Genomic DNA, 25,159 nt, shown 5'->3' with positions numbered 1-25,159 from the left:
GCGGACTGTGAGCCAAAGGAGGCTGAATGGCCAAATCTCCCCCCCCGTTTGCCGCTTTCGAATGGATGATCGCCTGGCGCTATCTGCGCGCGCGCCGCTCCGAAGGCGGGGTGAGTACGATGACATGGATCAGCCTCATCGGGATCACGCTGGCGGTTTTTGCGCTGATCGCCACGCTGTCTGTCCGGTCGGGGTTTCGGGCCGAATTTGTCGATACGATCCTGGGGGCGAATGCGCATGTGACGGTCTATTCGATCGGTACGGTCTCCGAAACCGGCCGTATCGACCGCACAATCCCCAACTACGCTGAGATGGCCGCCGAGGTGGCGCAGGTGCCGGGCGTGACACGTGTGGCACCCTTGATCCGAGGACAGGTCATGACAGCCCATCAGGGGCGCAACGCGGGCGTCGAGGTCTTTGGCATCGCGCCGCAGGACCTCGCCACATTGCCGCGGATCGCTGATCCCGACACGTCGCGGGGCGACATCGCACGTTTCAGCGAGGGCATCGCCCTTGGGTCCGGGGTGGCCCGCGAGCTTGGCGTGCGCGTGGGCGACCGGGTGCGGCTGATCTCACCCGACGGCGTCAGAACGGCCTTCGGCACCTCGCCGCGGGTCAACGCCTATGAGGTCACCTATATCTTTACCGCCGGACGCTACGATATCGACCGTGTTCGCGCGTATCTTCCTTTTGAAGAGGCGCAAATATTCTTTAACAGAGAGGGCATAGCAGACGAACTTGAAGTGATGGTTGAGGCCCCCGAACGCATTGACCAGCTGCGACCTGAGCTCTTGCGCGCGGCGGGCGACCGGGGGCAGATCTGGACTTGGCAGGACGCCTCGGGCGGATTTCTGCGAGCGCTCGAAGTAGAGGATAACGTGATGTTCATCATCCTGTCGATCCTTGTGCTGATCGCGGCGATGAACATCGTTTCAGGCCTTATCATGCTGGTCAAGAACAAGGGGCGTGACATCGGCATCCTGCGCACAATGGGATTGAGCGAAGGGTCGGTGCTGCGGGTCTTCTTTATCTGTGGCGCCTTCACCGGCGTGATCGGGACAGCGGCGGGCGTCATTCTGGGCGCGCTCTTTGCAATCTACATCGATCCGATTTTCTCCTTCGTCAATGTCATGATGGGCGGCGGGGTTTGGGACCCGTCGATCCGGGGCATCTATGCGCTGCCGGCGGAACTCCATCTGCGCGATGTGCTGTCGGCGGTGGCCCTGTCGCTGGGGCTCTCCTTTGTGGTCACGATTTTTCCGGCCCGGCGCGCGGCCCGGATGAACCCTGTCGAGGCCCTGCGATATGAGTGATCCGGTTCTGAACCTTAAAGGGGTTACCAAATCCTACAACGCAGGCCAGCCGAACGAGGTGAGCGTCCTGCGCGGCATTGATGTCACGCTGGCCGTGGGCGAGGTCGTGGCCCTTGTGGCGCCCTCAGGGGCTGGAAAATCCACCTTGTTGCACATTGCGGGCCTGCTCGATCTGCCGGATGCCGGGGCCGTTGTCATTGCGGGCGAAGACATGACCGGTCTGAGCGATGCGCGCCGCACTGCCGCGCGCCGGGAAGATGTGGGCTTCATCTACCAGTTCCACCATCTCTTGCCGGAGTTCACGGCTGCAGAGAACATCGTGCTGCCACAACTGGCCAAGGGGACGGCTCGCGCTGCTGCCGAGACCCGCGCACAGGCCTTGCTGGCAGAGGTCGGCATTGCGGAACGGGCGTCTCACCGCCCTGCAGCGCTGTCGGGGGGAGAGCAGCAGCGTGTGGCATTCTGCCGGGCACTGGCCAATGCGCCCAAGCTTCTTCTGGCCGATGAGCCGACAGGCAATCTTGATCCGGCGACATCCGATCAGGTTTTTGAGGCGTTGATGGCGCTGGTAAGATCCACCGGGCTTTCGGCGTTGATTGCCACTCATAACCTCGATCTTGCCGCGCGTATGGACCGTCAAATCCGACTCGACGCGGGGCTGATTGTTCCCGTATGACAATGAGACGACGGGCGGGCAGGCGACCAAGATATGCGGCAAGCCTTTTGACGAAAGGACGGCCATGCCGCTTTACAGTCTGGATCAGATCGAAGCCCTGACGCGCCAGGCATTGGTTGCCTATGGGGCAGCACCCTTTGTGGCGGCAGAGGTCGCCCGCGCGGTGCGGATCGCGGAGGGGCATGGCAACAAGATCTGCGGTCTTTATTATGTCGAGAGCTATTGCCTGCAACTTGAGACCGGTCGTGTGAACGGAACCGTCAACCCGGTTGTGAGCGTGCCGCGTCCGGGGGCGATCCACGTTGATGCGGGCTATGGCTTTGCCCAGCCTGCCTTCACGCATGGGCTGGTTCCAGCCTTGGACGCGGCCCGCCGTCTGGGGACGGCCACACTGGCTGTCGGGCATGCGCATACCTGCACCTCGCTGGGATATTTTACAGAGCAGATCGTGGCAGAGGGGTTGATCGGCATCGGGTTTACCAACGCCTCGCCGATTGTGGCGGCACCGGGCGGCAAGACGCGGGTGATCGGCACAAATCCGATCGCCTTGACCGTGCCTGATGGCAGGGGCGGCGTGGCGATGCACCTTGATCAATCCACCACCACCGTGGCTCTTGGCAAGATCACGATGGCCAAGGCGACGGGGCAGGACATTCCCCTGGGCTGGGCGCTGGATGCCGCCGGGGACCCCACCACCGACCCGGAGGCGGCACTGCAGGGCTCGCTGGTGTCGATGGGGGGCTACAAAGGGTGGGGCTTTGGCCTGATGGCGGAGATTCTGGCCGCTGGCATGACCGGGTCGGCTTTGTCGCATGACGTCAAACCTCTGAAGTCGCCCCAGGGCGGCCCGCATGATCTTGGGCAGTTCTATATTCTGATTGATCCCGCCACGTCAGAGGCCTTTGCCAACCGGGTGTCGGCTCTGGCCGGATATGCGACTGTTGACGAGGGGGTCAGAATACCGGGCCAGTCGCGCCGGATGGCCGATGCGGTAGAGGTCGCCCCAAAGGTATGGGCACGCCTTGAGGCGTTGGCGCAGGGGCCTAGGCCTTCTGCGTGATAAAGACACCTGTTGCCATGACGGCGATACCAAGGGCACGGGTTGTACTCAGCGGGCTGATACGTGCGCCAAAAAGGCCAAAGTGATCGATCGCAGCGGCACTGATAAGCTGTCCTAACAGCACAAAGAATACCGCATTCCCGACGCCGAACGTCGGGGCGACAAAGGTGATTGTCAGGACGTAAAAGGCGATCAGCGCCCCGGCAAGAAAGAGGTATTTCGGTGTCCCTGCCAGACGGGTAAGCGCAGATGGCCCCGTCACCAGCAGGACGGCGGCACAACACAGGAAGGCCACGACAAAGAGCACAGTGGCGGCCGCGGCCGGTGATCCGATCCGCACGCCGAGGGCCGCGTTGAGGGCCGCCAGGACCGGTATGCCGATGCCCGCCAGCAACATGATGAGTGCGTATTGTGCCATGTCCGTTTCCTGTCTGGGTGAGCATCTTGCGCACCATGGCGGGCTGTTACGAGATCAGCAAGACTATTCGGGTAACATGGGGCTATCGAACCTGAGGGAGGACGATGCCATGCGATCCCGTTGGCGCATTCTGGTTTTGATTAGCCTTGCCCTGGCTGCCTGTAGCGAGGACCGCGCCGTCACGCGCGGGGCTGCCCTTTACGCAGATCACTGCGCGGTCTGCCACGGCGCGGACAAGCGCGGCGGCGGTGGTGCGGGGATCATCGGGCTGAGCAAGACGCCACCGGATCTCACGCTGTTGTCGTTTCGGGCCGGTGGTACATTTCCGCGTGCTGAGGTGCTGGCAATCCTGCAAGACTATGCGCAGGGGACCCAATCGGGCCGACGGATGCGGCCCTTTGCGCATTTGACGGCAGATGCGCGCCAGCGGATCAGGACCGAAGCAGGACGGCTGCGCGCGCCGGAACCGCAGGTGGCGTTGCTGACCTATCTGGAAACGGTACAACAGCCCTGATCATCGGCAGATACCGTCGATCTCCACGCCTTCCCATGGCAGGCCCACCGCGTAGGGTCTGCCTTTGGGCAGGGGGGCAACGGGCATGACCTGAGAGATCAGCGCATGCAGCCGCGCAGTGCGCGGGGCGGTGGGATCAAGGGCGCGACAGCAGACGAACTCCTCGACGATGGCGCCTTGCTGCTCATACCCGAAATCGTCGAAGGCGGGGGCGTGGTCGAGGTCAAACAGATAAGGGTCCTGCGCGCCGCCATGCTCAAAAGCGGCCCGCCACGGCGTGTATCCGGTTGTGCGCCGGTTCTGCCATTGCCAGGCGTGGGTCAGCTCATGGGCAAAGAGCATTGCCGCAATCAGCCCGATCTGGTCGGGATAGTCGGGCATGTAGTCCTCAAGATACCAGTCTTCGTCGAAAAGGATATGGTTGAACACCGCCACAGCGGCGGGCTTGGATGTCACAATCTCGTCCGTGATCGGGGGCAGGATGCGCTCGCGGCAGGTCGTGCGGGGCCGGGGCGCGCGCCTGAACGTGACGGCGCGGGTCGGTGCCCCGTCGACGATCCTGACGCGCGAGGTATCGAGCGTATCGCCATGCAGGGTGTGGGCAAAGGCTGTCTCCGTCTCGGTCAGGGGACGACCGCAGGCGGCCAGACACATAAGACAGGCAAGCAGGAAAAATCGCATACCCCATAAGTGCCCAATGCTGGAAGTCATATCAAGCCCCGCATGGACGACCCCGGATAAAAGGCGGTGTGCGGAGGGCTTTCGACCAAGAATTGATCGAGATCAGAGGACGCGCGCATAGGGCTGTGCTATGATCTCCAAAGGCAGAGTAAGGAGCTGATGATGAAGGGTTTTCTATCTATGACCGGCGCGCTGTTACTGGCCGCGGGTGGCGTTGTGGCGCAGGACCTTGCAGAGGGTGCTGAGCTTTATGCGCGTCACTGTGCGACCTGTCACGGTGCGGAGGCCACAGGCAATGGACCGATGGCCCCTGTGCTTGTGCTGCAGCCGCCGGATTTGACGGTCCTGAGCGCGCGGAACGAAGGTGTTTTCCCGGTCACACGGGTGGTCATGCGCATTGACGGGCGCGATCCGCTGGTCAGCCACGGATCGCCGATGCCGGTTTACGGCAACTTTTTCGAAGGGGAGGCCCTGGCGCTGAAATCCGAGACCGGCCAGCCGGTGCTGACCTCGCCTGCGGTTATTGATCTGGTGACTTATCTGCAGTCGCTTCAGGACGGATAGCAGGCGCACCTCATTCCGATTGTCTTTTCGGCACCTTCGGAGGTATCAGACCCCAGGTGCAAGAGGTGCGGTATGGACAACAGCAGAAGCGTCGCCGTGATCGCGGTTGCCTACAACAGCTTTGATGAGATCCCGGCGATGGCCGCGTCCCTGCCAGAGGGTGTGGCGCTGCAGGTGGTCGATAACGGCCCCGACGACGGGTTGCGCGCCTGGGCCGCGGCGCAAGGCGTTCCGCTTATTGTGCCGCCCCAGAACGTGGGCTTTGGCGTCGGCTGCAATCTGGGGGCCGAGGCGGTGCCGGAGGCGGCGTTCTATTTCTTTCTCAACCCCGATGCACGGCTGATGCCCGACACCGTGGCCGCTTTTCTGGCCGCAGCTGAGCGCTATCCGGCGGCCTCTGCCTTCGGGCCGGAGATCCGCAGACCCTCCGGTAAACCGGTCAGCCTGCGGCCCAGCACGCTGATCCGGCGCGGGCCCCAGCAGCCCCGCAAGAGCTTTCCCGACAGGGATACGCAGGTGCCGTCGCTCAGCGGCGCGGCGCTTTTCGTGCGGGCGGCGGCCTTCCGCCAGGTGGGCGGATTTGATCCGGGGATTTTCATGTATTTCGAGGATGATGACCTGACCCTACGGCTCGCCCGGGAGGTTGGCCCGCTCTACTACATCCCGGCGGCCAAGGTGACCCACGCGCAGGATGGCAGCTCGCCGCCGTCACCGGAGCTGGCGCGGTTCAAGGGCTACCACTACGCGCGCTCGCAGATTTACATGCTCCGCAAACTCGGCCGCAGAGCGCCGTTTCTGACCGGTCTTGCCAGCGCGCTGCGCCGCTGTCTGTCGCTTCGGCTCTGGATGCCTTTTGGCGCGCGCAAGCACCACTACGCGCTGGGTCGGCTGCAGGGCGCATGGTCGATGCGGCGGTGATCTGGGCGATTGACAGAACGTCAGCGCCGCGCCCAATTCAGGGCGGAGCTCTCTACAGGCGCGAATATGTTTGTTTGAAACGGCAGAGCGGCCGCGCCCGACCTCAGGCTGAAGGTTGTCTTGCAAACGCGCCAGTGGCGCGTTTGAGCCCGGAGGGATGCGGAAGTATCAGGGGGCACGCAGTGCGCCCTCCCCGGGGGGAGGTCGGGCGCGGCCCGAGGCGGGGCCTCGGGCGAGCACCACGCCATTCGACAACCTCTAGTCCAACCAGTCTGGGTATTCCATTTCATCTGGCAAAAGTTGTGCTACTCGCTCTTGGTCAAATATGAGCTTTGTCGGAGGCGGTGATGATTTGCCAATCTTCATTGCCAGCGCTTCATTTTGGATCGCCAGATTCTGAGCAATGTATTTGCTGAAGAAAATCGTATCATCCAATTGGTGCTGCAGACCCTTCACTGCTTCAAATAGCCGAACATCAATGTTTCCCTCACTATCTTCTACTCCAAAATAGGCTCTAGCAAATTCGTCATCGTTCATACTGTCTTTTTGTTGAGAAAGTAGGGCAAGTTGTTCGTTTCGCGCCGAAATGCACCTCGCTAGCGAGTCAACAACTTGCTGTAGTGTTGAAGCCGCCATAAGGACTTTCTGAGCAGCGCCAGCTTTCAATGCAATTAGTTCCGAAATTCTGTCCGCGTCAGTTCTGAAAGCAGGGACAGAACCGAAATTGTATTGAACAACGAAGTTAACTTCTTCTGTCGGACTTTGCAGTTTAGCATCCACGAAGTTCATGTAGCGCTCGCGATCACGAAAGTAGTCTTCAACCAGAACTTCGTACATCTGATCTTTAAAACCTAAGGCATGCTGAAAGATCGCGATTGAAAATGAAGTAGCGGCGTTGCCAGCTAACAAGCGCTCGGTAAGTGCTTGTCTACTCTCGGTTCTTATTGCAAAATAGTTGGCCGCTACAGCGCCAAAAAACGCGCCCGCCAGTGCTGTTCCGAAACTGGAGTTAAGAGCCTTGGTTATAAGTTCAAACCATTCAAAACCGTAATTGCCTGCATCACTCAAACATCCAACTCCTCCACGAACTTCGCGTTCTCCTGAATGTACTGGAACCGCAGTTCGGGTTTTTTGCCCATGAGGCGCTCGACGAGGTCTCCGGTCTCACCCGGCATGTCTTCGTCGATGCTGACGCGGATGAGCTTGCGGGTTTTCGGGTCCATGGTGGTCTCTTTCAAATCCTTGGCGTCCATCTCGCCGAGGCCCTTGAAGCGGCTCACGTCGATCTTGCCTTTGCCGCCGAGGCCCTTTTCGAGCCAGGCGTCCTTTTCCGCCTCGTCGAGGCAGTAGACCCGCTTGGCCCCTTGTGTCAGGCGAAAGAGCGGCGGGCAGGCGAGGTACAAATGCCCTGCATCAATCAGCGGGCGCATCTGGGTGAAAAAAAACGTCATCAGCAGGGCGGCGATATGGGCGCCGTCCACATCGGCGTCGGTCATGATGATGATCTTGTCATAGCGCAGATCATCAAGGTTGAACTTGGTGCCCATGCCGCAGCCAAGCGCTTCGCAGAGGTCCGAGATTTCCGCGTTGGTCCCCAGCTTGCTGGAGGCCGCGCCCAGCACGTTCAGGATCTTGCCCTTGAGCGGCAGCAGCGCCTGTGTTTCGCGGTTGCGCGCGCCCTTGCCGGACCCACCCGCAGAATCGCCCTCGACGATAAACAATTCGGTGCCCGCGCGGTCTTTGGACGTGCAGTCGGTCAGCTTGCCGGGCAGGCGCAGTTTCTTGGTGGCGGATTTTCGGGCGGTTTCCTTTTCCTGCCGACGGCGCAGGCGTTCTTCGGCGCGCAACACGAGGAAATCGAGGATGGCGCCGGCGGATTTCGTATCGGCGGCGAGCCAGTTGTCGAAATGGTCGCGCACGGCGCCTTCGGTCATTTTCGCCGCGGCCTCGGTCGACAACCGATCCTTGGTCTGGCCGACAAACGCGGGGTCGGCGATGAAACAGGAGACCAGCGCACAGCCCCCCGAGATGAGGTCTTCGCGCGTGATCTGGGCGGCCTTGCGGTTGTTCGACAGCTCACCGTATGCCTTGATGCCCTTGAGGATCGCAGACCAGAAACCCGCCACATGGGTGCCGCCCTCCGGCGTGGGCACAGTGTTGCAATAGGACTGGATGAAGCCGTCGCGCGAAGGGGTCCAGTTGATGGCCCATTCGACCTTGCCTGCTTCCGCGAACTTGTCCTTGAAATCGACGGTTCCGGCAAAGGGCTGATCGGCATAGGTGGTGGCGGGCCCCAGTGTTTCGCGCAGGTAATCAGAGAGGCCGCCGGGAAAATGGAACGTCGCCTCCGTGGGTGTCTCGCCATCGTTGATGGCGGACTTCCAGCGGATTTCCACGCCGGAAAAGAGATAGGCCTTGGAGCGGATCGAGTTGAAGAGCCGCCCAGGCTTGAACCTGTGCACGCCAAAGATCTCGGCATCTGCATGGAAGGTCACGGTCGTGCCACGGCGGTTTGGGGCTGCACCAACCTTCTCCACCGGGCCGAGCGGCAGCCCACGCGAGAAGCGCTGCTCGTAAAGCTCCTTGTTGCGCGCGACCTGCACGACCATCGAATCCGACAGCGCATTGACCACGGAGGCCCCCACCCCGTGCAGACCGCCGCTGGTCTCATAGGCCTTGCCGGAGAATTTGCCGCCCGCATGCAGGGTGCAGAGGATGACCTCGAGCGCGGATTTGTCGGGAAACTTGGGGTGTGGGTCGATGGGGATGCCGCGCCCGTTGTCGCGGATGGTGACGGAATAGTCTTCGTGCAGCTCCACCTCGATGCGGGTGGCGTGGCCGGCGACGGCCTCGTCCATGGAGTTGTCGAGCACCTCGGCCACCAGGTGGTGCAGCGCGCGCTCATCGGTGCCGCCGATATACATGCCGGGGCGCTTGCGCACAGGCTCCAGCCCTTCCAGCACCTCGATAGAGGAGGCATTGTAGTCAGGCGCATCGGTATTGCTGAGCAGATCGTTTGGCATGGGGCTCGAACCTCATTATTGATTGGCTGCAACTATGGCAGAGTGGGCGGGGCGGGGAAAGAGGCAGCCCGTTGTCATCGCACCTTTACATCAGCGTCGAACGGCGGCCACAGGTCCGCCGATCCGGAGCCTGTCAAAAACGCAAAGAAGGACGTGAGCCCTGTCGATCAAGTCAATTCTCTTGTCGCCGTGCTATTCTTGACGGCAGGTTTGGCGCAGGCCGCTACCGTGCTGGGCACGCTAATATCGATCCCCAGCCGGTTGACGTCCGGACCAGTCTGGGCGCCTTCCGCCTTTTCAACATCGCGACGCTGGGGCCTATGGGGCAAAGCGTTGGCCTCGACCAGAGCCTCAAACATCTTAACATCAGCGCCGTCCTCCCGACTCTCGGGTCGTCTGCAACGGTGACCGCGCCGGCGGTGGACGTCCCTGGCCCTGGTGTGCCGGCAGTACGGCGTCAGCGTCCGCAAAATGTTTGAAAGAGGGCGGCACCCCTCGCGCGGAATGTGCGGGGAGGCTTGGTATGAAATTTCTTATTCGCCGTTCAGCCGGGTCTCAAATCTGAGACCCTTGGCGGTGCGGGGGCCGAAACCCGTCCAATAGGTATGATCCTCGGTCGGGTTTGCGTCCTCATCCAGTGCAATGACCCCGTCGGCAGCGGTGGGGATCAGATCAAGGAAGGGGCGTTTCGTCGTGTCCCCTTTCAGGTGAATGTCGAAAAAGGCGGTGGTGAAATGCTGGGCGATGTTGTTCATGCGCACCGTGTCCCAGACCGGATCGGCGTAATGCTCGAAGGGCACGAAATCCAGCTCTTCTACCGGCTGCCAGCTTTCTGCGGGGGCGGGCATCGTGGCCGCGGCGTTGTGGTTTGCATTCTCAAAAGTCAGCAAGTGCCTGTCGGTGCCGACGGCCTCCCTGAAAATGGTCCGGATTGCTTCGTAGACCGAGACGTCATCAGAGTCTCCTGCCATAAAAAGGGTGGGCTTGCGTAACCCTGCCATGCCCCCGGCGTCCCAAAGATCCGCGTTGCGGCCCCAAGGACCGATTGCAACGATGGCGCGGACACGCGGATCAATCAGAGCCTCATGGCTTTCCGAGCCTGCGAGGTGGCGCTCCAAAAGCCTGTTGGGGGTGCCCCAGCTATATTCCGTAGCAGCCTGGGTCACGCCCGCGCCGCCAAACACCAGCGCCCCGTAACCCCCCATCGAATACCCGATCACGCCGGTGGCGTTGGCATCGATGATCTGCCCCAACGGGCCCTCCAGACTGGCCATCTGGTCGATGACAAACCGCTTGTCGATGGGACGGTTCAGCAAGGTTGATCCAAAGGTCTCTTGGTCGGAATAGGTGCTGTCGGCATGGTCAATCGATACGGTGACGTACCCTTTGGAGGCGAGGTTTTCGCCCAGATGCGACATCAGGTAACGGTTGCCTGGATAGCCATGGCTGATGACCACAAGCGGAAACCGTTCACCGGTTATCGGGGCCGCGTCGCGGGTCGCGCGACCTGTCAGGCTCACTTCTGTAACACCGTCGCGCATCATGGCGGTATAGGTGCCACGCGCAGGCGCAGGTTCTGCGGCGGGGTACCAGACCTCCACCACCAGGGGCCGGTCATAGCGCGGCGCGTCCTGTCCGTTGATCGCGACAACATCGATTTGGTCGGGATGGATGAAGGTCAATGTCTGAACGCCTACCGGCAAGGTGCCGTATTCTGCCAGCTCCGGCGCATCGGGGCGTATCCGGTCAATGGGGTTTGCGTAGGTGGCGGCGGCCAGGGTGACAGCCACAATGGCTATTATGCCGGAAGTCTTCATCGTCGTGCTCCGTCGGAGGCAGACATCTTCGCCTGCACATCAAACATGGCATGTTTTCGCTGAAAATCAAGAGCTTAAGACGGTATCCGATCTAAACGGTCAAGTTTCCATATATATCAGGGTTCTACCTATGGTCGTATTTCTGCGATCTGACAAGACAAAAAACATGCAAATCAGTGCGCGCCCTGCCGAGGCCCTCTTCCGTTCGAACAATGACAGGCGTAAGGCAGAGAGATGCATTACGCGATGACATATCCGCAGCACGCCCGTGCGATACTGGTCCTTGGTCTGCCGTTGGTTGGGGGTCATCTGGCGCAGATGGCAATCGGCGTGACTGATACGGTGATGCTGGGATGGTACAGTGTTGAGGCACTGGCGGCCGTGACGCTGGGGTCGACCTATTTCTTTGTGCTTTTCATTTTTGGCTCTGGCTTTGCCTGGGCGGTTATGCCGATGGTCGCATCATACGCTGCCGAAGGGGATGAAACGGGCCTGCGCCGCGCCACGCGGATGGGGCTGTGGCTCAGCCTTGGCTTTGCCTTGGTGGCGCTGCCTCTGATGATATGGTCCGAACCGATCTTGCGGTTGATCGGACAGGGCGACGTCGTCGTGCGGGGCGCTAGCGCTTATCTTGAGATTGCGGGTTTCGGGATTGTCCCCGCCCTTCTGGTCATGGTTCTCAAATCCTATCTGGCTGCGTTGGAGCGGACGCAGGTGGTTTTGTGGATCACGGTGCTTGCGGCGGTTGTGAATGCGGCGGCGAACTATGCACTGATTTTCGGCAATTGGGGGGCACCTGAACTGGGGATCAGGGGGGCGGCGATGGCCTCCATCGTGACCCAGACGGTGTCGCTCATCGGGGTGGTGATCTATGCCCGGCTCAGCCTGCCGGAGCATGCGATTTTTCAGCGCCTGTGGCGTGCAGATCCACAGATGATTGTGCGGGTTTTCATGCTGGGCTGGCCGATTGGGTTGACGTCCCTGTCCGAAGTCGGGCTCTTTGCGGCCTCGGCGATGATGATGGGATGGCTCGGCACTGTGCCGCTCGCAGCGCATGGCATCGCGGTGCAACTGGCCGCGATCACTTTCATGGTCCATCTGGGTCTTGCCAATGTCGCCACCATCCGTGCGGGCAATGCGTTCGGGCGTCATGATCCCTTGCAGATGGAGCGGGGCGGCAAGATGGTGACAGCCCTGTCGCTTGGTTTTGCGGTGGCCACGATTGTCCTCTATCTGGCCCTTCCCGAAATGCTTTTGTCCCTCTTCATGCAGGAGGATGACCCGCAGCGGCTTGAGATACTCGCGATCGGCGTGGGCCTTTTGGCGATGGCGGCGCTGTTCCAGCTGGTGGATGGTGCGCAGGTCATCGCCTTGGGTCTGTTGCGCGGCGTTCAGGACACGCGCATGCCGATGATCTTTGCCGCGGTGAGCTATTGGGGCGTGGGGATTCCCTGCTCCTATTTCTTTGGCTTTGTTCTTGGATTCGACGGCATTGGTGTCTGGTTGGGTCTCGTGGTCGGTCTGGCATTGGCGGCGGTGCTGCTCTCTGTGCGGTTTTGGGTGGTCACATTGCGGGATCTGAAAGCCGCGCACCCTTAGAAAAGACATTGCCGATCATCAGCAATTTCCAGATCTGTGCTGCGCAGGGGTCTCGCCAAGCAGCTATGGTGACCGCCCCGATGATCGCAGGGGTCGCCAGGACGCCAGTAAGCCCATCACGTCGCGCAACATTTCGCGAAACGGCTCTGCCTGGGTCTCGTCATAGTGGTCCGCTTCGCCGTCGGCCGAGAGGTAGCAGGCCTCGTTCAGCCTCAAATCAAGCGCGTGTACCTTTGCACGGGGGCGACCATAGCGGCGGGTGGCCCACCCGGTCTTGATACCGCTATCTACTTTGGTGCCAAATGCCTGATGTGTCTGACACAGCGCGACCAGCTTGGTGGAGAGATCCAATGAGCAGGAGGCGCCCAGGAAGGTTGCCAGATTGATGTCCTGCAGACCGGCGGTATTGCGGCGCACCATGTCCGAGGGCAGGGCATGGCAGGTGACCAGTACCGCATGGCCATAGAGCGCCCGCGCCCGCGCGATCTGGGTGGCAAGAGCCGCGTGATAGGGCGCATAGTAAATCGACCGCCAGCGTGCCGCCTCGGCTCTTGTCGGAGGTCTGTCCCAGATGGCTGCCCCTTCGAGGTCCAATAGCGGCACGACGCCGATCATCCCATTTTCCGCCTTCTCAGCCGGTCCTTGCGAGGGATGCTCAACATCTGAAACATAGCGATGGAAGTTGGCCTGCACGACAGTTGCCTCATCGGTCAGGCCTTCCAGCAACCGGTCAAGGTAGCGGTCCGGAACGTTGATGAAGTGATGTCTGTCGATCAGTCGCTGAACCAGTACGTTCTGCATATTGGTGCCCTTGTAGGGCAGGGAGAGGACAAGAGGGCTGTCTCCCAGAATGACATCGACCGGCATGTTTTTTTTATCTCTCTTTTAAGGGGGCAGGCCGTGGTCAGGGTCGCTGACCTGCACCAATCATCCTTCATTGAGGCTCGCGTCTGGCTGTCTTTCGAGTCAGGTGGTTCAGATTTCTTTCTTGTCGTTGACGACATTCATTTGTGCCAGGCCGCTTTGCCCCAGATCGACTTTGGCGAAGGGGCCGCCTTGGCACATCTGGCCGGGATCCGAGGTGTCCACTGTGGTTTCCTCGGCCAGCAGCTGGGCTGCGAAAATTTCGGCGTTGTCAACCGGGCGGTATCCCAGAAAGGAGGCCTTGCTGTTGTCCACCGGGGCACGGTCGTTGTTCGAGACGCCGTAGATGATCGCGAATCCGACCGATGGTGTGTCGATGGCGCGGGTGACCAGTTGGATAAGGTCCGTGTAGCTGAGCCAGGATCCCAGCGCGCGGGTGTTGTTGACCTGGGCACAGGACAGAATGCGCAGGTGCACCGATTCCATGCCGCGCTTGTCCCAGTACATCCGGCCCAGATCTTCGGTAAAGCATTTGGCGAGGCCGTAAAATGTGTCGGGTCGGTGTTCCGCATCCGTCCCGATAAACTCCGACTTCAGATGCATGCCCACCGCATGGATGGAAGAGGCATAGACGATGCGCCGCACGCCTGCCTTATAGCCGGCCTCCCAGACATTGTAGGAGCCGATGAAGTTCGGCCCTAGAAGCTCTTCGAAGGGTTTTTCGTCAACGATGGCCCCGAAATGCACCACCATGTCGGCGCCCTCCATCAGCGGCGCGATCTGGTCCATCCGGGCAAGATCGGCTTTTACATAGGTCTCCCTTGGATAAAGCTTGCCGATGTCCTCCACGATATCGGTGCTGACCAGCTCGTCACAGAGGGCCAGCAGAGGTTCGCGCAGGTATGACCCCAAGCGCCCGGCGGCCCCGGTCAGAACAATCTTCGTCATGTCGTACTCCCTCGTCAGATGACGGCTTTCTCCAAGAATTTCTCACCGCTCAGCACGCGGTCAACGGCAAAGGGCGTCAGATCGAGGCTGCGATATTCCCCGTAGGCGATCCGTTCGGCCAGCCCGCGTCCCAAGGCTGGCGATTGTTGTAACCCGTGTCCCGAAAAGCCGTTGACGAACATGAAGTTCGACATCTCCGGGTGCGGTCCGACAATGGCATTCTGATCCAGCGTGTTATAGTCGTAGTGGCCCACCCACATGTTGATAAGCTTGATTTCTTCAAACTGCGGAATGCGGTTTGCAATGATGGGCCAGAATTTCGCCTCCCAAAGGCTGTGATCCGCATCAAAGTCGTCAAAATCAACCGCCGGATCCTCATCGGGGGGACCACCTGCCAGATAGTAGCGCCCATCGGTGCGCATATGAACGCCGGACGGGTCGATGGTCAGGGGCAGGTCGCGGTCAAGCGGGTGTGCGGCGTCAAAGATGTAGGTGTACCTGCGGCGCGGTTCTATGGGGATATCAAGGTTTGCCATCCGAGCCGTTAAGGCACCGCGTGTTCCCGAGGCATTCACCACCACATCGCAGGCGACCTCCGCGCCGGATTTCAGCATCACGCGCTCGACGCGGGTGCGGGTGCAGGTCATGGCCACCACCTCATCTGTCAGGTACTCCACCCCGTTTTTGCGGGCCATGCGTTTGAACCAGTCAAACATCGTGCCCCCGTCAAAATAGCCCTCGTTCACCAGATTGTGGTTGGCCCCCAGAATGTCGTCGAGCTGGTAGAACGGGTAGTCGGCGGCAATCTCCGCCGCGGTCATGTATCTGGTGCCAGCCCCGAGGCTTGCCTGCACTTTCTGACTGTCCTTGAGGTCCTGGGCAAATTCAGGTGTATCCGCGAGATAGAGGTAGCCGTAGCTTTGCAGCGTCAACGCAGGGACCTCCGGGTCGCCGCCCATGAAGTCGCGGAAGTTCCGGATGAACTCCGCCCCGAATTGGGACACGCTGATGTTCGCCTTGTTGGAGAATTGCTGCCGGATGCAACTGTTTGTCAGGCTGGTGCCCGCCCTTTCATAGCTCGGGTCCCGTTCGACCACCAGAATGCGGCCAGTGAACCCGGCCATCTGCGTCAGCCACCATGCCACGCTGGAGCCGTAGATCGCACCGCCAACGATCACAACGTCATAGCTGTCGTGTACTGGTGCCATCAGTGTCCCCCGTCTTTGTCCTGTCATTTCAGGAACACATGACATGCGGCGGCGTCAAGCATTGTCGCGCCAGGGCGACGGTGTATCAGGCGTTCCGGGCCAATAAACGGGCATCGCGCGCCAGCAGGGCGATGACGTCGCGCAGCCGGTCCGTGTCCTTTGGGTTCGAGGCATTGCCGTCCAACCCGCGGCGGCGGACCCCTTGCAGAATGGCCAGCAGGCGGAAATAGGAAAAGACCACGTAGAACGCCCAGTTGTCAGGGGGCTTCAGGCCCCGCCGGTCGCAGTATTGTGCCACATAGGTCTCTTCGGATGGCAGGCCCAATGCACCCCGATCCAACCCGCCCAGGCCCCGAAAGTGCCCGGCGTGGGGTAATCGCCAGTGCATGCACTGATAGGCCAGATCGGCCAGCGGGTGGCCCAAGGTCGACAGCTCCCAATCCAGCAATGCGCGCACCACCGGCGCGTCCGGGGCAAAGATCATGTTGTCGATGCGGTAATCGCCATGCACGATGCTGCTCGCGTGATCGTCGGCAACCATGTTGTCGGCCAGCCAGGCCATGACCCACTCTGCGTCCGGCAAGGGATCGCGGGTGGCCTGACGGTATTGTCCCGACCAGCGCGTGACCTGCCGCTCAAAGTAATTGCCCGGCCTGCCGAAGTCGGCCAGCCCCACGCGGGCCGGGTCCACGTCATGCAGGGCGGCAAGGGTTGCGTTCATCGCGTCATAGACGGCAGTGCGATCCTCTTTGCCCAGCTCCGGCAATGCGGGGTCCCAGAAAATGCGGCCCGCGACCATCTCCATCACCATGAACTGCGGGCCCATGGGGCTCTGCTCTGCGCTCAGATGGTACACCTGCGGCACCGGCACATCGGTGCGGGCCAGTGCCTGCATCACCCGAAACTCCCGATCGACCGCATGGGCGGATTTGAGCAGCGCACCGGGGGGCTTGGCGCGCAGCACAAAGGTGCGGGGTCCGCTGCGCAGTTTATAGGTCGGGTTCGATTGCCCGTCCGAGAATTTTTCAATGGCGTCCAGGGTCCCGAAACCGGGAACATGCCGGGCGAGGTATGCCTCGAGCGTGGCGTGGTCATAGCGGTGCATGCGGCTTCCTCCTCAATTGGCTTATGGACATCCACAGGGGATCTAAGCAAGTCTGGGGGGCGGGGAAAAGCACAAGTTGACACCAGCGGAGGATCAGACCTTGGAGATGAATTTGGGCATGCGCCCCGAAAACCGCGCCCTGCTCGACCAGGTGGTCGCGATGATCCGCGACGAGGTGGTGCCGATGGAGGCCGCCTATCATGCCGAGATCGGCAAGGAGGATCGCTGGCAGTACACCGCGCGGCAGGCGGAAATTCTCGAAGGGTTAAAGGCCCGGGCAAAAGCTGCGGGCCTGTGGAACTTCTGGCTGACAGACAGCGACAAGGGCTTTGGGCTCAGCACGGTCGAATACGCCTATTTTGCAGAGGAGATGGGCAAGACGCCCCTGGGCGCGGAAGTGTTCAACTGCTCGGCCCCCGACACCGGCAACATGGAAGTGTTCGAACGCTACGGCACCCCCGAGATGAAAACCAAATGGCTGTCACGTCTTCTGGAGGGCGAGATCCGCTCGGCCTATCTGATGACGGAGCCGGATGTGGCTTCCTCCGATGCGACCAATGTGCGGCTTTCCTGCCTGCGCGACGGCGACGCCTATGTGCTCAACGGTGAGAAATGGTGGGCCAGCGGGGCAGGTGATCCGCGCTGCAAGGTCTATATCGTGATGGTGAAGACCGGCGGTGAGGGACTGCCCAAACACAACCGGCAGTCGATGATTGTCGTGGATGCCGCGACGCCGGGGATTGAGGTGTTGCGCCCGATGGAGGTCTATGGCCGCGATGATGCGCCGCACGGGCACATGCATATCCGCTTTACGGATGTGCGCGTGCCGGCAGAGAACCTGCTGCTCGGGGAAGGGCGCGGTTTTGAGATCGCCCAAGGGCGGCTGGGGCCGGGGCGTATCCACCATTGCATGCGCGCCATCGGTCAGGCGGAGGCCGCGTTGGCGTTGATGTGCAAGCGGGCGCTCGCCCGCGAGGCCTTTGGCAAGCCGCTGGCGCAGCTCGGGGCCAATTTCGATATTATCGCCGAGGCGCGGATGGAGATCGAGCAGGCGCGGCTCTTGTGCCTCAAGGCGGCCTGGATGATGGATCAGGGCGACGCGCGTGCTGCCGCCCCCTGGATTTCCAAGATCAAGGTGGTCGCACCGCTGATGGCGCTCAAGGTCATTGACGAAGCGGTGCAGATGCATGGTGCCCAGGGCATCAGTCAGGACACTCCGCTGGCGCAGGCCTGGACCCATGTCCGGACCCTCCGGCTGGCGGATGGGCCTGACGCGGTTCATCGCCGACAGGTGGCGCGCGCAGAGCTGCGCAAGCACACGCAGCAGAAAGTCTAGTACCGAAGGGGCAAGGATCGGTTGGTTTTCGAAGTTAGGTGTCTTAATTGATATTTTTGTCTCTTTCAGCACTATATTTTCTCCAAATATATCGGTTTTGTGATATCTTGAAGTAGGAGAAAAGAATGAATTGACCCGTCAGCGGGGCCAAAACGCCCTGAGCTTTTCCGAATTCACAGGCGCTCTGTCGCTTTTGCAATTGAGGCATCGGGGATAATCTTTCAGGATGCAGAGATGAAAGCCCCCCGGATTGATAGCCTGCAATATGCGAATTTCTCCGAGGAGATTTTCAGGCAGATGCGGGCAGGGGGCGTGGATGCGGTACATGTGACCATCGCCTACCACGAGAACTTTCGCGAAATGGTACTCAATCTCGAACAGTGGAACAGATGGTTCGAGGCGCATCCGGATCTGATTTTCAAAGGAACCTCGGCAGCGGACGTGCGCCGCGCGCAGGACACCAACCGCACCGCCATTTTTTTCGGTTTTCAGAACCCCAGCCCCATCGAGGATGACATCGGGTTGGTGGAAATCTGTCACCAGCTTGGCATCCGCTTCATGCAGTTGACCTACAACAACCAGTCTCTTCTGGCGACCGGCTGTTATGAGGCGGAGGACACCGGCCTCACCCGCATGGGGCGGCAGGTTGTGCGGGAAATGAACCGCGTCGGCCTGGTGGTCGACATGTCCCATTCCGGTGAGCGGTCCACCCTGGAGGCGATTGACCAGTCATCGCGACCCATCGCAATCACCCATGCCAATCCGCATTGGTGGCATGCGGCCCTGCGCAACAAATCAGACACCGTCTTCCGCGCGTTGACCGGGTCGGGCGGCATGCTCGGTTTTTCGGTCTATCCGCACCACCTGCAAGATGGCTCCGCCTGCACGTTGGAGAGCTTTTGCAGCATGATCGAAGAGGCCGCGGGCCGGTATGGTGCCGCGCATCTGGGTATCGGCACCGATCTTTGTCAGGACCAGCCCGACAGCGTGGTAGAATGGATGCGGGTCGGGCGCTGGTCCAAAGTTATCGATTACGGCGAGGGGTCCGCCAGCAACGCAGGCTTCCCGCCTATGCCCGACTGGTTCAAGGACAACCGCGATTTTGGGCGAATCCGGAACGGCCTCTTGCAAACATCATTGACCCAGGCGGAGGTGGAGGGGATCATGGGCGGCAACTGGCTGCGGTTCTTCGAGGAAGGCTTTGAGCCTCTATGAAAGACGGTGTGGATATCCCCTTGGTGCCCCTGCGCACGCCCGACACGGTGATGCGGTTGGCGCGGATGGGGGCGATGTTTCCCACGCGCCTGTCGTTTCTGCGCACGCTGATGCGCGCCTTGGCGGCTGACAAGGTTGAGGTCAAATGCACGGTCTGGCAGATCGACGCAGCGGGGTTTGGCCACGCGGTCTATCAGCTGCGTTTTGGCGGCTATGACTATGCGTTGGTCGCGGTATCCACGGATTTGCCCGCAGATCAGCGCACCGACCGCGTCATCGCAACTGCCTGGGACACCGCCTATGTGCTTTACGACGGGGTGCCCGATGCGGCGGCGCTGGCCCGGATTTGTGCCACCGCCCCCAAACAGGAAGCCGCCCGGTTTACCGAGCAAGACCTCGTGCTCAGCCGGGCCAACAAATCGGTTCGGCTCTTCGCGCATGTGGTGGAACGGCTGCGCGCAGGTCACCAGCCCGATGAGAACCTCGTGCGCCAGACCGGGTATCTGATGCGTACCACAGCCGTCTATGGCAATGGCAAGTTCGGTATCGCGGATCGCGCTGTTTTCAAGGATCGACCCGGCCTTGGCGGGCCTTTCATGGCTGAGATGCTGACGGTCTGGCTGATCCGTCACTTTACCCATGATCTGGTGGAACATGTCGGGGGCAGGCCGCTGACGCGCGCGCTCAAACGGCATCTGGGCATTGGCAACTCGACCGGGCTGGGGATGGCGCCCTTTCTGGTCAACCACCCGGTTTTGCTGAACAACTGGATGATGGCGCGCGAAACGGCACTGGCCCGCGTGCGCGGACAACGACAAATCAACAGGGCCCAGGCCGAGCGGCTCGCGGCGCTGGCGGCGCGTGCGGCGCAGCATCTGGAAGAATGGCAGGTGCCTGACCCGGACCATCAAAAACGGATCGACCGGCTGCGCGCGGCGTGGCGGGCGGCCGCGCCCCTCTTTCGCGCCGAGGCTTTTGCAAAAGGCGGGGCCATCGCGGCGCTCTTTGACGGGTCCGCCCGCCAGAGCGTCGATCTGCAAGAGCTGCTCTGTGCGCTGGTTCTGGAGCCCTTTGGGGATCTTGTGGACGATCTTGCAGACACCATGTCCGATCCGTTTGGGCCGCAGGTTGTGCCGTTTCCGGACACGCAGACCCTCAAACAAGAGATAGAACATCACGCGCTTTGGGCGCTCTCCCCTGCCTATGAGAGCAGGGCGGCATCTCGCCAATTCTGGTACGTGAGTGCCGCCAAGCAGGAGCCGCGCCTTGGCAACCGCTTTGACGAGGCCGGGGCCGATCTGGAAAGCCCTCTGGATATCGGGCGCCGGATCAAGGCGCTTTACGCCGATCTGCCGGACGCCCCCGAGCCCCTCACAGCGTTTCTGGCCCGCCATCCTGACCATATGATGGCCGCCACGCGGGTCGCGGGCCTCTCGCGCTATCCTTACGGCGAAATCCGCGACAACCTGATTGCCGAAACCTGCCTGCCCATCGATATGCTGCGCTGCAAGCTGTCGTTTTTCGGGGCCAGCAAGTTCGATCCCAAGTCAGATCGCTGGACACGCATCACCCTGTGTCAGGGCGCGCCACTGGACGATGAACTCGGCAATCGCGCGGATGACTGGTGGTTGCCTGTTTTCGGGCAATGAGCTGGTCTGCCACTGAAATCATGACACTTGCCGGTAAAGCGGCGCGCGGGGCGGGCGCGCCGCCTGCGCAAGCGGCGCGGTTTGGTCAGGTTGTCGTCGTGCATCTGACAGCGGCGCGGGATGTCGCAGTGCTGTCGGCGGCGCTGGAGGCATTGCCGGAGGGGCCCATTCTGGCTTACCCCCTCGTGCTGGACCAGGCGCTGAGCGACGCAGGGCAGGGCTTGCCCGCAGCCTTGCCAGGCCTGGAGCAGGACGCGCTGCTTGTCAGTTTCGTGGAAGCCCTGCCGTTTCAGGCCAGCTTGCAGGCGACGGGGACGGACGGCTTGCGATTGCGCGTCGATCTGGCAACGCCCCGCCCCCATGGCGTGCCGCGCCGGATCACGGGCTGCGATGGGTTGATCGCGCAGATGACAGAGCTGGCCGACCGCACCTATGTGCCGGACAGTGACAGCTCGCGGCGGGTGGGGGCCGGTGCGAGGCTGACCGACAACGACTAGGTACCAAAGGGAGGTCCCTCATAGGTAACATGTGCAAGGTAGAGCCCTTGTGGCGGGCAGACCGGCCCGCAGGCCGCACGGTCCCTGGCCGCCAGGGCCTGCGCCACATCGGCGGGGGTCCAGGATCCCGCGCCCACCCGTTCCAGCGTGCCGACAAAACTGCGGACCTGATTGTGCAGAAAGGATCGCGCGCGCACATCGAAATGCACCTCAGGGCCGTGCGGCGTCTCAACGGCCCGCACCGCCAGCCGGTTGAGGGTTTTCACCGGGCTTTCCGCCTGACAGATCGTTGAGCGGAAGGTGGTGAAATCGTGCTGCCCCACCAGATGGTTTGCCGCCTCCTGCATCGTGGGCACGTCGAGCAGGGTCTTGACCTGCCAGACCAGCCCGCTCTGATGCGTTGCCGGTGCCCGGCGGCAGAGAATGCGAAAGAGATACTGCCGCTCGCGCGCCGAAAAACGGGCGTGCCAGTCCTCGGCCACTTCCGCGCAGGCGGTAATGGCCACCGGGGCCGGTTTGAGATGATGATTCAGCGCCTCCGACAGCCGGAAAGGATCCCAGGGGTCAGGCAGGTCACAATGGGCGACCTGACCGGTGGCATGCACACCCGCATCGGTGCGCCCGGCGGCTGCAATCGTATGCGGCCCCGGTGTGATCCGGCCCAGGGCCGTTTCAATCGCACCCTGAACGGTCGGCTGATCTTTCTGACGCTGCCACCCGGCAAAGGGCGCGCCGTGGTATTCCACTTTGAGGGCGTATCTGGGCATGGTGCCGGGCCTAGCCAACTGGCGGGATGGCGTCAAATGGCTTTCTGCCACTGGCGTGCAGGGCCGGGCGGGTTTATGTAGAGGCAACGCGACGTTCAGGGACAGACACGCTTTGGTCATTTCCACACTAGCCGATACGGTGCTGCGCCAGATCGAATCCATACAAGACACCGTCAACGAGACGTTGTTCGAGCCGGTCATCCGCATCGGCGTCACCGGGCTTGCGCGCTCCGGCAAGACGGTTTTCATCACGTCGCTGGTGGCCAACCTGCTGGACCGGGGCCGCATGCCGCATCTGGTGGCGGTGGCCGAGGGCCGGATCGAGGCAGCATTTTTGCAACCTCAGCCCGACGACACCGTGCCGCGGTTCGATTACGAGGCGCATCTGGGCGATCTGACCTCCGCAACGCCGCGCTGGCCGGACAGTACGCGCGCGGTCTCAGAGTTGCGTTTGTCTCTCCGCGTGCGGCGGGCGGGGCTGCTGGCGGGCCTGCAAGGGCCGCGCACGATCCATGTGGATATCATCGATTATCCCGGAGAGTGGCTGCTGGATCTTGCCCTGCTGGACAAACCCTACGAGCAATGGGTGGCTGAGACGCTGGCGCGCGCGCAGGCACGTCAGGAAGCTGCCGCGTATCTGGCACAGGTCGGGCAGGTGGATGGAACCGCCAAGCTTGACGAGCCTCAGGCCAAGGCGCTTGCGGCGGGCTTCACCGGCTATCTGAACGCAGCAAGGGCCGCGGGCTATTACGACTGTACACCGGGGCGTTTCCTGTTGCCCGGTGACCTGGAAGGCTCTCCGGCGCTGACTTTCGCGCCCCTGCCCGGCGATGGCCGCGGTGCGCGGGGGTCGCTGCGTCGTGAGATGGAACGGCGGTACGAGGCTTATAAACGCGCCGTGGTCCGTCCCTTCTTTCGCGACCACTTTGCGCGGATCGACCGTCAGGTCGTGCTGGTGGATGCCTTGGGGGCGATCCACAAGGGACCGCAGGCGGTCGAAGACATGCGCGGCGCGATGGCGGATATCCTGGGGGCCTTTCGTCCGGGTCAAAACGCCTTTCTGACGCAGCTCTTTGCCGGCAAGCGGGTGGAAAAAATCCTCTTTGCGGCCACCAAGGCGGACCATTTGCATCACAAGCAACACGACAAGCTTACCGCGATCATGGAGGCGCTGCTGCGCGCGGCGCGCGACCGGGCGCGGTTTGCCGGGGCGCAAACGCTGGCGCTGTCGCTGGCCGCCCTGCGCGCCACGACCGAAGACACCGTGACCCACAAGGGGCAAACGCTCGACGTGGTGCGCGGCCATCTGCTGGAGACCGGCAAACAGGTGGCGTTCTTCCCCGGAGAGCTGCCGCAGGATCCCGCGCGCCTGCTGACCCCGGCCAGGGACGGTGCCGAGAAATGGCTGGACGACGACTACCGTGTGATGAATTTCGCACCATCCGTGCTCAGTTTGCGCCCCGGAGACGGCCCACCCCATATCCGGCTTGATAAGGCGGCCCAATTCCTTTTAGGGGATAGGCTATGATTGACGTCACGATTTCATCCGCGCGCGCCCTTGATGCGGGGGCAATAGGCCATATCCTGTCTGTCTCAAATGATGCGATGCCCTGGTTGCCCCGCGTCCACTCCGCCGCTGAAGAGATCATGTATGCGGGCGATATGATCGATGCAGGCTGGGTGCGGGTGGCCAAGGTCGATGGCAAGGTCGTGGGCTTTCTGGCCCGGCATGAAACAGAGATACACGCCCTCTACGTGCTGCCCGAAGCACAGGACAAAGGGGTGGGCACGGCCCTTTTGGAGGACGCCAAGGCGGTGTGCGATAAGCTGATGCTGTGGAGCTATGAGGCAAACGGGGTTGCGGCGCATTTCTACCAGCAGCGCGGGTTTCTCGAGACACAGCGCACCGATGGCAGCGGGAACGACGCCGGATTGCCCGACATCCGGTTTGAGTGGACAAAGGGCAAACGCAAGGGCAAGGGCTGATGGCCAAAGGTCCGGTCCTGATCGAGATTGACGCAGACCGGCCTGCCGCTTCGGTGGCAGAGGCCCCGCCGGTCCCCGAGACCGCCCCGCTGATGCCGGAGGGGCAGGCGATGCAGAGCGCAGCACAGCTCGCGGCGCGCAGACCCTCCAGACTGGGGCGCTGGCTTTTGGGCCTGGGAGCGGGGTTGCTGGGCGCGGTTGTCGCGGTGGCGGCCTGGGATTTTGTCACCGGTCTCGTTGCGCGGATGCCGCTCTTGGGCTGGGGGATTGCGGGGCTCTTTGCGGCCTTCATGACCGTGCTTGCCATCATCTGCCTGCGCGAAGTGGCCGCCCTGGGCCGCTTGTCGCGGATTGACGGGCTGCGGCGGGCTGCAGATGTGGCTCTGGCCGAGAATGACCTGACCGCGGCACGCGCGCTGATGGCCCGCCTGGAGAGCCTCTACCGCAGCCGGGAAGAGACCCGCTGGAGCCGCGAGCGGTTGGCCGAGCTCGGCAAGGATCAACTTGACGCCGCAGGATTGCTGGCGCTGACCGAAGCCGAACTCATGGCCCCGTTGGATCAACTCGCCGCGCGCGAGGTCGAGGCCGCTGCCCGGCAGGTGGCCGCGGTGACAGCCCTCGTGCCGTTGGCCCTGGCCGATGTGGCCGCCGCCCTGACCGCCAACATCCGCATGATCCGCCGGATCGCCGAAGTTTACGGTGGCCGCTCCGGCACCCTGGGCAGCTGGCGGCTGACGCGCGCGGTCTTCAGTCATATGGTGGCGACAGGGGCGGTCGCCGTCGGCGACGACCTGCTGGAGCCCATCCTGGGCGGGTCTATCCTCGGCAAGGTGTCGCGGCGCTTTGGCGAAGGGCTGGTGAACGGGGCTTTGACCGCGCGGGTGGGGGTCGCGGCCATGGAGGTGTGCCGCCCGATGCCCTTTGGCGCGGAGAAGCGCCCAAAGGTGCGCGATATTATCAAACGCAGCCTTGGCGGAATGTTTACGACACCTAAATCTTAA

At 61.9% G+C, this 25,159-nt stretch carries 24 protein-coding genes; 14 read left to right on the top strand and 10 right to left on the bottom strand.

Annotated features, from left to right (window positions below):
• The first annotated feature begins 26 nt into the window (after window positions 1-26).
• From H7847_RS16275 to H7847_RS16265, 3 genes are all read left to right on the top strand, one after another.
• The gene (locus H7847_RS16275) at window positions 27-1,313 is read left to right on the top strand and encodes a lipoprotein-releasing ABC transporter permease subunit (protein ID WP_227270540.1); all 1,287 of its coding nucleotides are present in this window, start codon (window positions 27-29) and stop codon (window positions 1,311-1,313) included.
• Window positions 1,306-1,989, top strand: a complete 684-nt coding sequence (locus H7847_RS16270; RefSeq protein WP_227270539.1) for an ABC transporter ATP-binding protein — start codon at window positions 1,306-1,308, stop codon at window positions 1,987-1,989. Before H7847_RS16275 ends, H7847_RS16270 begins: the two co-directional genes overlap by 8 nt.
• 64 nt (window positions 1,990-2,053) lie before the next feature.
• Window positions 2,054-3,049 (top strand): Ldh family oxidoreductase, encoded by a 996-nt coding sequence (locus H7847_RS16265; protein WP_227270538.1) that lies wholly within the window; start codon window positions 2,054-2,056, stop codon window positions 3,047-3,049.
• On the opposite strand, the gene H7847_RS16260 is transcribed toward H7847_RS16265, so the two are convergent.
• Window positions 3,033-3,467 (bottom strand): DMT family transporter, encoded by a 435-nt coding sequence (locus H7847_RS16260; RefSeq protein WP_227270537.1) that lies wholly within the window; start codon window positions 3,465-3,467, stop codon window positions 3,033-3,035. The genes H7847_RS16265 and H7847_RS16260 overlap by 17 nt on opposite strands.
• Between H7847_RS16260 and H7847_RS16255 the strand changes: the two genes are divergently transcribed.
• The gene (locus H7847_RS16255; RefSeq protein WP_227270536.1) at window positions 3,466-3,981 is read left to right on the top strand and encodes a c-type cytochrome; all 516 of its coding nucleotides are present in this window, start codon (window positions 3,466-3,468) and stop codon (window positions 3,979-3,981) included. The genes H7847_RS16260 and H7847_RS16255 overlap by 2 nt on opposite strands.
• Here H7847_RS16255 and H7847_RS16250 read toward each other — a convergent pair whose 3' ends face one another.
• Window positions 3,982-4,662, bottom strand: a complete 681-nt coding sequence (locus H7847_RS16250; RefSeq protein ID WP_227270535.1) for a hypothetical protein — start codon at window positions 4,660-4,662, stop codon at window positions 3,982-3,984.
• Window positions 4,663-4,824: 162 nt separating this feature from the next.
• Here H7847_RS16250 and H7847_RS16245 point away from each other — a divergent pair, with 162 nt between their 5' ends.
• Both H7847_RS16245 and H7847_RS16240 read left to right on the top strand, forming a co-directional pair.
• Window positions 4,825-5,226, top strand: a complete 402-nt coding sequence (locus H7847_RS16245; RefSeq protein ID WP_227270534.1) for a c-type cytochrome — start codon at window positions 4,825-4,827, stop codon at window positions 5,224-5,226.
• A gap of 72 nt (window positions 5,227-5,298) precedes the next feature.
• Window positions 5,299-6,144 (top strand): glycosyltransferase family 2 protein, encoded by an 846-nt coding sequence (locus tag H7847_RS16240; protein WP_227270533.1) that lies wholly within the window; start codon window positions 5,299-5,301, stop codon window positions 6,142-6,144.
• 258 nt (window positions 6,145-6,402) lie between these two features.
• Here the strand turns inward: H7847_RS16240 and H7847_RS16235 are convergent, their stop codons facing one another.
• From H7847_RS16235 to H7847_RS16225, 3 genes are all read right to left on the bottom strand, one after another.
• Window positions 6,403-7,212, bottom strand: coding sequence for a hypothetical protein (locus H7847_RS16235; RefSeq protein ID WP_227270532.1), 810 nt, complete (start codon window positions 7,210-7,212; stop codon window positions 6,403-6,405).
• Window positions 7,209-9,167: a DNA topoisomerase IV subunit B gene (gene parE, locus H7847_RS16230; protein WP_227270531.1), complete on the bottom strand. Its 1,959-nt coding sequence runs from the start codon at window positions 9,165-9,167 to the stop codon at window positions 7,209-7,211. The genes H7847_RS16235 and parE overlap by 4 nt, the downstream gene beginning before the upstream one ends.
• A 533-nt stretch (window positions 9,168-9,700) precedes the next feature.
• Entirely contained in the window at window positions 9,701-10,984 is a 1,284-nt protein-coding gene (locus tag H7847_RS16225; protein ID WP_227270530.1) for an alpha/beta hydrolase family protein, read from the bottom strand.
• Between the two features lie 234 nt (window positions 10,985-11,218).
• Here H7847_RS16225 and H7847_RS16220 point away from each other — a divergent pair, with 234 nt between their 5' ends.
• Window positions 11,219-12,583, top strand: a complete 1,365-nt coding sequence (locus tag H7847_RS16220; RefSeq protein ID WP_406676014.1) for an MATE family efflux transporter — start codon at window positions 11,219-11,221, stop codon at window positions 12,581-12,583.
• 63 nt (window positions 12,584-12,646) lie between these two features.
• Here H7847_RS16220 and H7847_RS16215 read toward each other — a convergent pair whose 3' ends face one another.
• The 4 genes from H7847_RS16215 to H7847_RS16200 all read right to left on the bottom strand — a co-directional run bounded on the left by H7847_RS16215 (window position 12,647) and on the right by H7847_RS16200 (window position 16,708).
• On the bottom strand, window positions 12,647-13,450 hold the full coding sequence (locus H7847_RS16215; RefSeq protein ID WP_227270528.1) for an N-formylglutamate amidohydrolase: 804 nt from the start codon (window positions 13,448-13,450) through the stop codon (window positions 12,647-12,649).
• Between the two features lie 108 nt (window positions 13,451-13,558).
• On the bottom strand, window positions 13,559-14,395 hold the full coding sequence (locus H7847_RS16210) for an NAD-dependent epimerase/dehydratase family protein (protein ID WP_227270527.1): 837 nt from the start codon (window positions 14,393-14,395) through the stop codon (window positions 13,559-13,561).
• A 14-nt stretch (window positions 14,396-14,409) separates the two neighbouring features.
• Complete coding sequence (locus H7847_RS16205) at window positions 14,410-15,603, bottom strand: NAD(P)/FAD-dependent oxidoreductase (RefSeq protein ID WP_227270526.1); 1,194 nt, start codon at window positions 15,601-15,603, stop codon at window positions 14,410-14,412.
• A gap of 85 nt (window positions 15,604-15,688) precedes the next feature.
• Window positions 15,689-16,708, bottom strand: coding sequence for a phosphotransferase family protein (locus H7847_RS16200; RefSeq protein WP_227270525.1), 1,020 nt, complete (start codon window positions 16,706-16,708; stop codon window positions 15,689-15,691).
• Between the two features lie 100 nt (window positions 16,709-16,808).
• On the opposite strand from H7847_RS16200, the gene H7847_RS16195 reads away from it, so the two are divergent.
• The 4 genes from H7847_RS16195 (at window position 16,809) to H7847_RS16180 (ending at window position 21,405) form a co-directional block, all read left to right on the top strand.
• The gene (locus H7847_RS16195) at window positions 16,809-18,044 is read left to right on the top strand and encodes an acyl-CoA dehydrogenase family protein (RefSeq protein WP_227270524.1); all 1,236 of its coding nucleotides are present in this window, start codon (window positions 16,809-16,811) and stop codon (window positions 18,042-18,044) included.
• A gap of 234 nt (window positions 18,045-18,278) precedes the next feature.
• Complete coding sequence (locus tag H7847_RS16190; RefSeq protein ID WP_227270523.1) at window positions 18,279-19,259, top strand: membrane dipeptidase; 981 nt, start codon at window positions 18,279-18,281, stop codon at window positions 19,257-19,259.
• Complete coding sequence (locus H7847_RS16185; RefSeq protein WP_227270522.1) at window positions 19,256-20,908, top strand: hypothetical protein; 1,653 nt, start codon at window positions 19,256-19,258, stop codon at window positions 20,906-20,908. Before H7847_RS16190 ends, H7847_RS16185 begins: the two co-directional genes overlap by 4 nt.
• Window positions 20,905-21,405 carry a hypothetical protein gene (locus H7847_RS16180; protein WP_227270521.1) on the top strand — a complete coding sequence of 167 codons (501 nt, stop codon included), beginning with the start codon at window positions 20,905-20,907 and terminating at the stop codon, window positions 21,403-21,405. The genes H7847_RS16185 and H7847_RS16180 overlap by 4 nt, the downstream gene beginning before the upstream one ends.
• Here the strand turns inward: H7847_RS16180 and truA are convergent.
• Window positions 21,402-22,172, bottom strand: a complete 771-nt coding sequence (gene truA, locus H7847_RS16175) for a tRNA pseudouridine(38-40) synthase TruA (RefSeq protein WP_227270520.1) — start codon at window positions 22,170-22,172, stop codon at window positions 21,402-21,404. The two genes, H7847_RS16180 and truA, sit on opposite strands and share 4 nt — an antisense overlap.
• A 112-nt stretch (window positions 22,173-22,284) precedes the next feature.
• On the opposite strand from truA, the gene H7847_RS16170 reads away from it, so the two are divergent.
• Genes H7847_RS16170 through H7847_RS16160 form a run of 3 tightly spaced genes read left to right on the top strand, consistent with a single transcriptional unit; the run spans window position 22,285 to window position 25,159 of the window.
• On the top strand, window positions 22,285-23,700 hold the full coding sequence (locus H7847_RS16170; protein WP_227270519.1) for a YcjX family GTP-binding protein: 1,416 nt from the start codon (window positions 22,285-22,287) through the stop codon (window positions 23,698-23,700).
• Window positions 23,697-24,158, top strand: coding sequence for a GNAT family N-acetyltransferase (locus H7847_RS16165; RefSeq protein ID WP_227270518.1), 462 nt, complete (start codon window positions 23,697-23,699; stop codon window positions 24,156-24,158). The genes H7847_RS16170 and H7847_RS16165 overlap by 4 nt, the downstream gene beginning before the upstream one ends.
• Window positions 24,158-25,159 (top strand): YcjF family protein, encoded by a 1,002-nt coding sequence (locus H7847_RS16160; RefSeq protein ID WP_227270517.1) that lies wholly within the window; start codon window positions 24,158-24,160, stop codon window positions 25,157-25,159. The genes H7847_RS16165 and H7847_RS16160 overlap by 1 nt, the downstream gene beginning before the upstream one ends.

This window comes from Roseobacter weihaiensis, from assembly GCF_020622345.1.
In the GTDB taxonomy this organism is placed as follows: domain Bacteria; phylum Pseudomonadota; class Alphaproteobacteria; order Rhodobacterales; family Rhodobacteraceae; genus Roseobacter; species Roseobacter weihaiensis.
The sequence above is the reverse complement of the archived record's forward strand: the minus strand, read 5'-3'. Positions and strand labels throughout refer to the sequence as shown.

Coding starts and splice junctions, on each gene's coding strand:
- H7847_RS16165 (WP_227270518.1), top strand. CDS start 23,697: ATGATTGACGTCACGATTTCATCCGCGCGCGCCCTTGATGCGGGGGCA.
- H7847_RS16255 (WP_227270536.1), top strand. CDS start 3,466: ATGTCCGTTTCCTGTCTGGGTGAGCATCTTGCGCACCATGGCGGGCTG.
- H7847_RS16250 (WP_227270535.1), bottom strand. CDS start 4,662: ATGCGATTTTTCCTGCTTGCCTGTCTTATGTGTCTGGCCGCCTGCGGT.
- truA (WP_227270520.1), bottom strand. CDS start 22,172: ATGCCCAGATACGCCCTCAAAGTGGAATACCACGGCGCGCCCTTTGCC.
- H7847_RS16225 (WP_227270530.1), bottom strand. CDS start 10,984: ATGAAGACTTCCGGCATAATAGCCATTGTGGCTGTCACCCTGGCCGCC.
- H7847_RS16240 (WP_227270533.1), top strand. CDS start 5,299: ATGGACAACAGCAGAAGCGTCGCCGTGATCGCGGTTGCCTACAACAGC.
- H7847_RS16270 (WP_227270539.1), top strand. CDS start 1,306: ATGAGTGATCCGGTTCTGAACCTTAAAGGGGTTACCAAATCCTACAAC.
- H7847_RS16220 (WP_406676014.1), top strand. CDS start 11,219: ATGCATTACGCGATGACATATCCGCAGCACGCCCGTGCGATACTGGTC.
- H7847_RS16180 (WP_227270521.1), top strand. CDS start 20,905: ATGAGCTGGTCTGCCACTGAAATCATGACACTTGCCGGTAAAGCGGCG.
- H7847_RS16245 (WP_227270534.1), top strand. CDS start 4,825: ATGAAGGGTTTTCTATCTATGACCGGCGCGCTGTTACTGGCCGCGGGT.
- H7847_RS16210 (WP_227270527.1), bottom strand. CDS start 14,395: ATGACGAAGATTGTTCTGACCGGGGCCGCCGGGCGCTTGGGGTCATAC.
- H7847_RS16160 (WP_227270517.1), top strand. CDS start 24,158: ATGGCCAAAGGTCCGGTCCTGATCGAGATTGACGCAGACCGGCCTGCC.
- parE (WP_227270531.1), bottom strand. CDS start 9,167: ATGCCAAACGATCTGCTCAGCAATACCGATGCGCCTGACTACAATGCC.
- H7847_RS16275 (WP_227270540.1), top strand. CDS start 27: ATGGCCAAATCTCCCCCCCCGTTTGCCGCTTTCGAATGGATGATCGCC.
- H7847_RS16265 (WP_227270538.1), top strand. CDS start 2,054: ATGCCGCTTTACAGTCTGGATCAGATCGAAGCCCTGACGCGCCAGGCA.
- H7847_RS16215 (WP_227270528.1), bottom strand. CDS start 13,450: ATGCCGGTCGATGTCATTCTGGGAGACAGCCCTCTTGTCCTCTCCCTG.
- H7847_RS16260 (WP_227270537.1), bottom strand. CDS start 3,467: ATGGCACAATACGCACTCATCATGTTGCTGGCGGGCATCGGCATACCG.
- H7847_RS16205 (WP_227270526.1), bottom strand. CDS start 15,603: ATGGCACCAGTACACGACAGCTATGACGTTGTGATCGTTGGCGGTGCG.
- H7847_RS16190 (WP_227270523.1), top strand. CDS start 18,279: ATGAAAGCCCCCCGGATTGATAGCCTGCAATATGCGAATTTCTCCGAG.
- H7847_RS16185 (WP_227270522.1), top strand. CDS start 19,256: ATGAAAGACGGTGTGGATATCCCCTTGGTGCCCCTGCGCACGCCCGAC.
- H7847_RS16200 (WP_227270525.1), bottom strand. CDS start 16,708: ATGCACCGCTATGACCACGCCACGCTCGAGGCATACCTCGCCCGGCAT.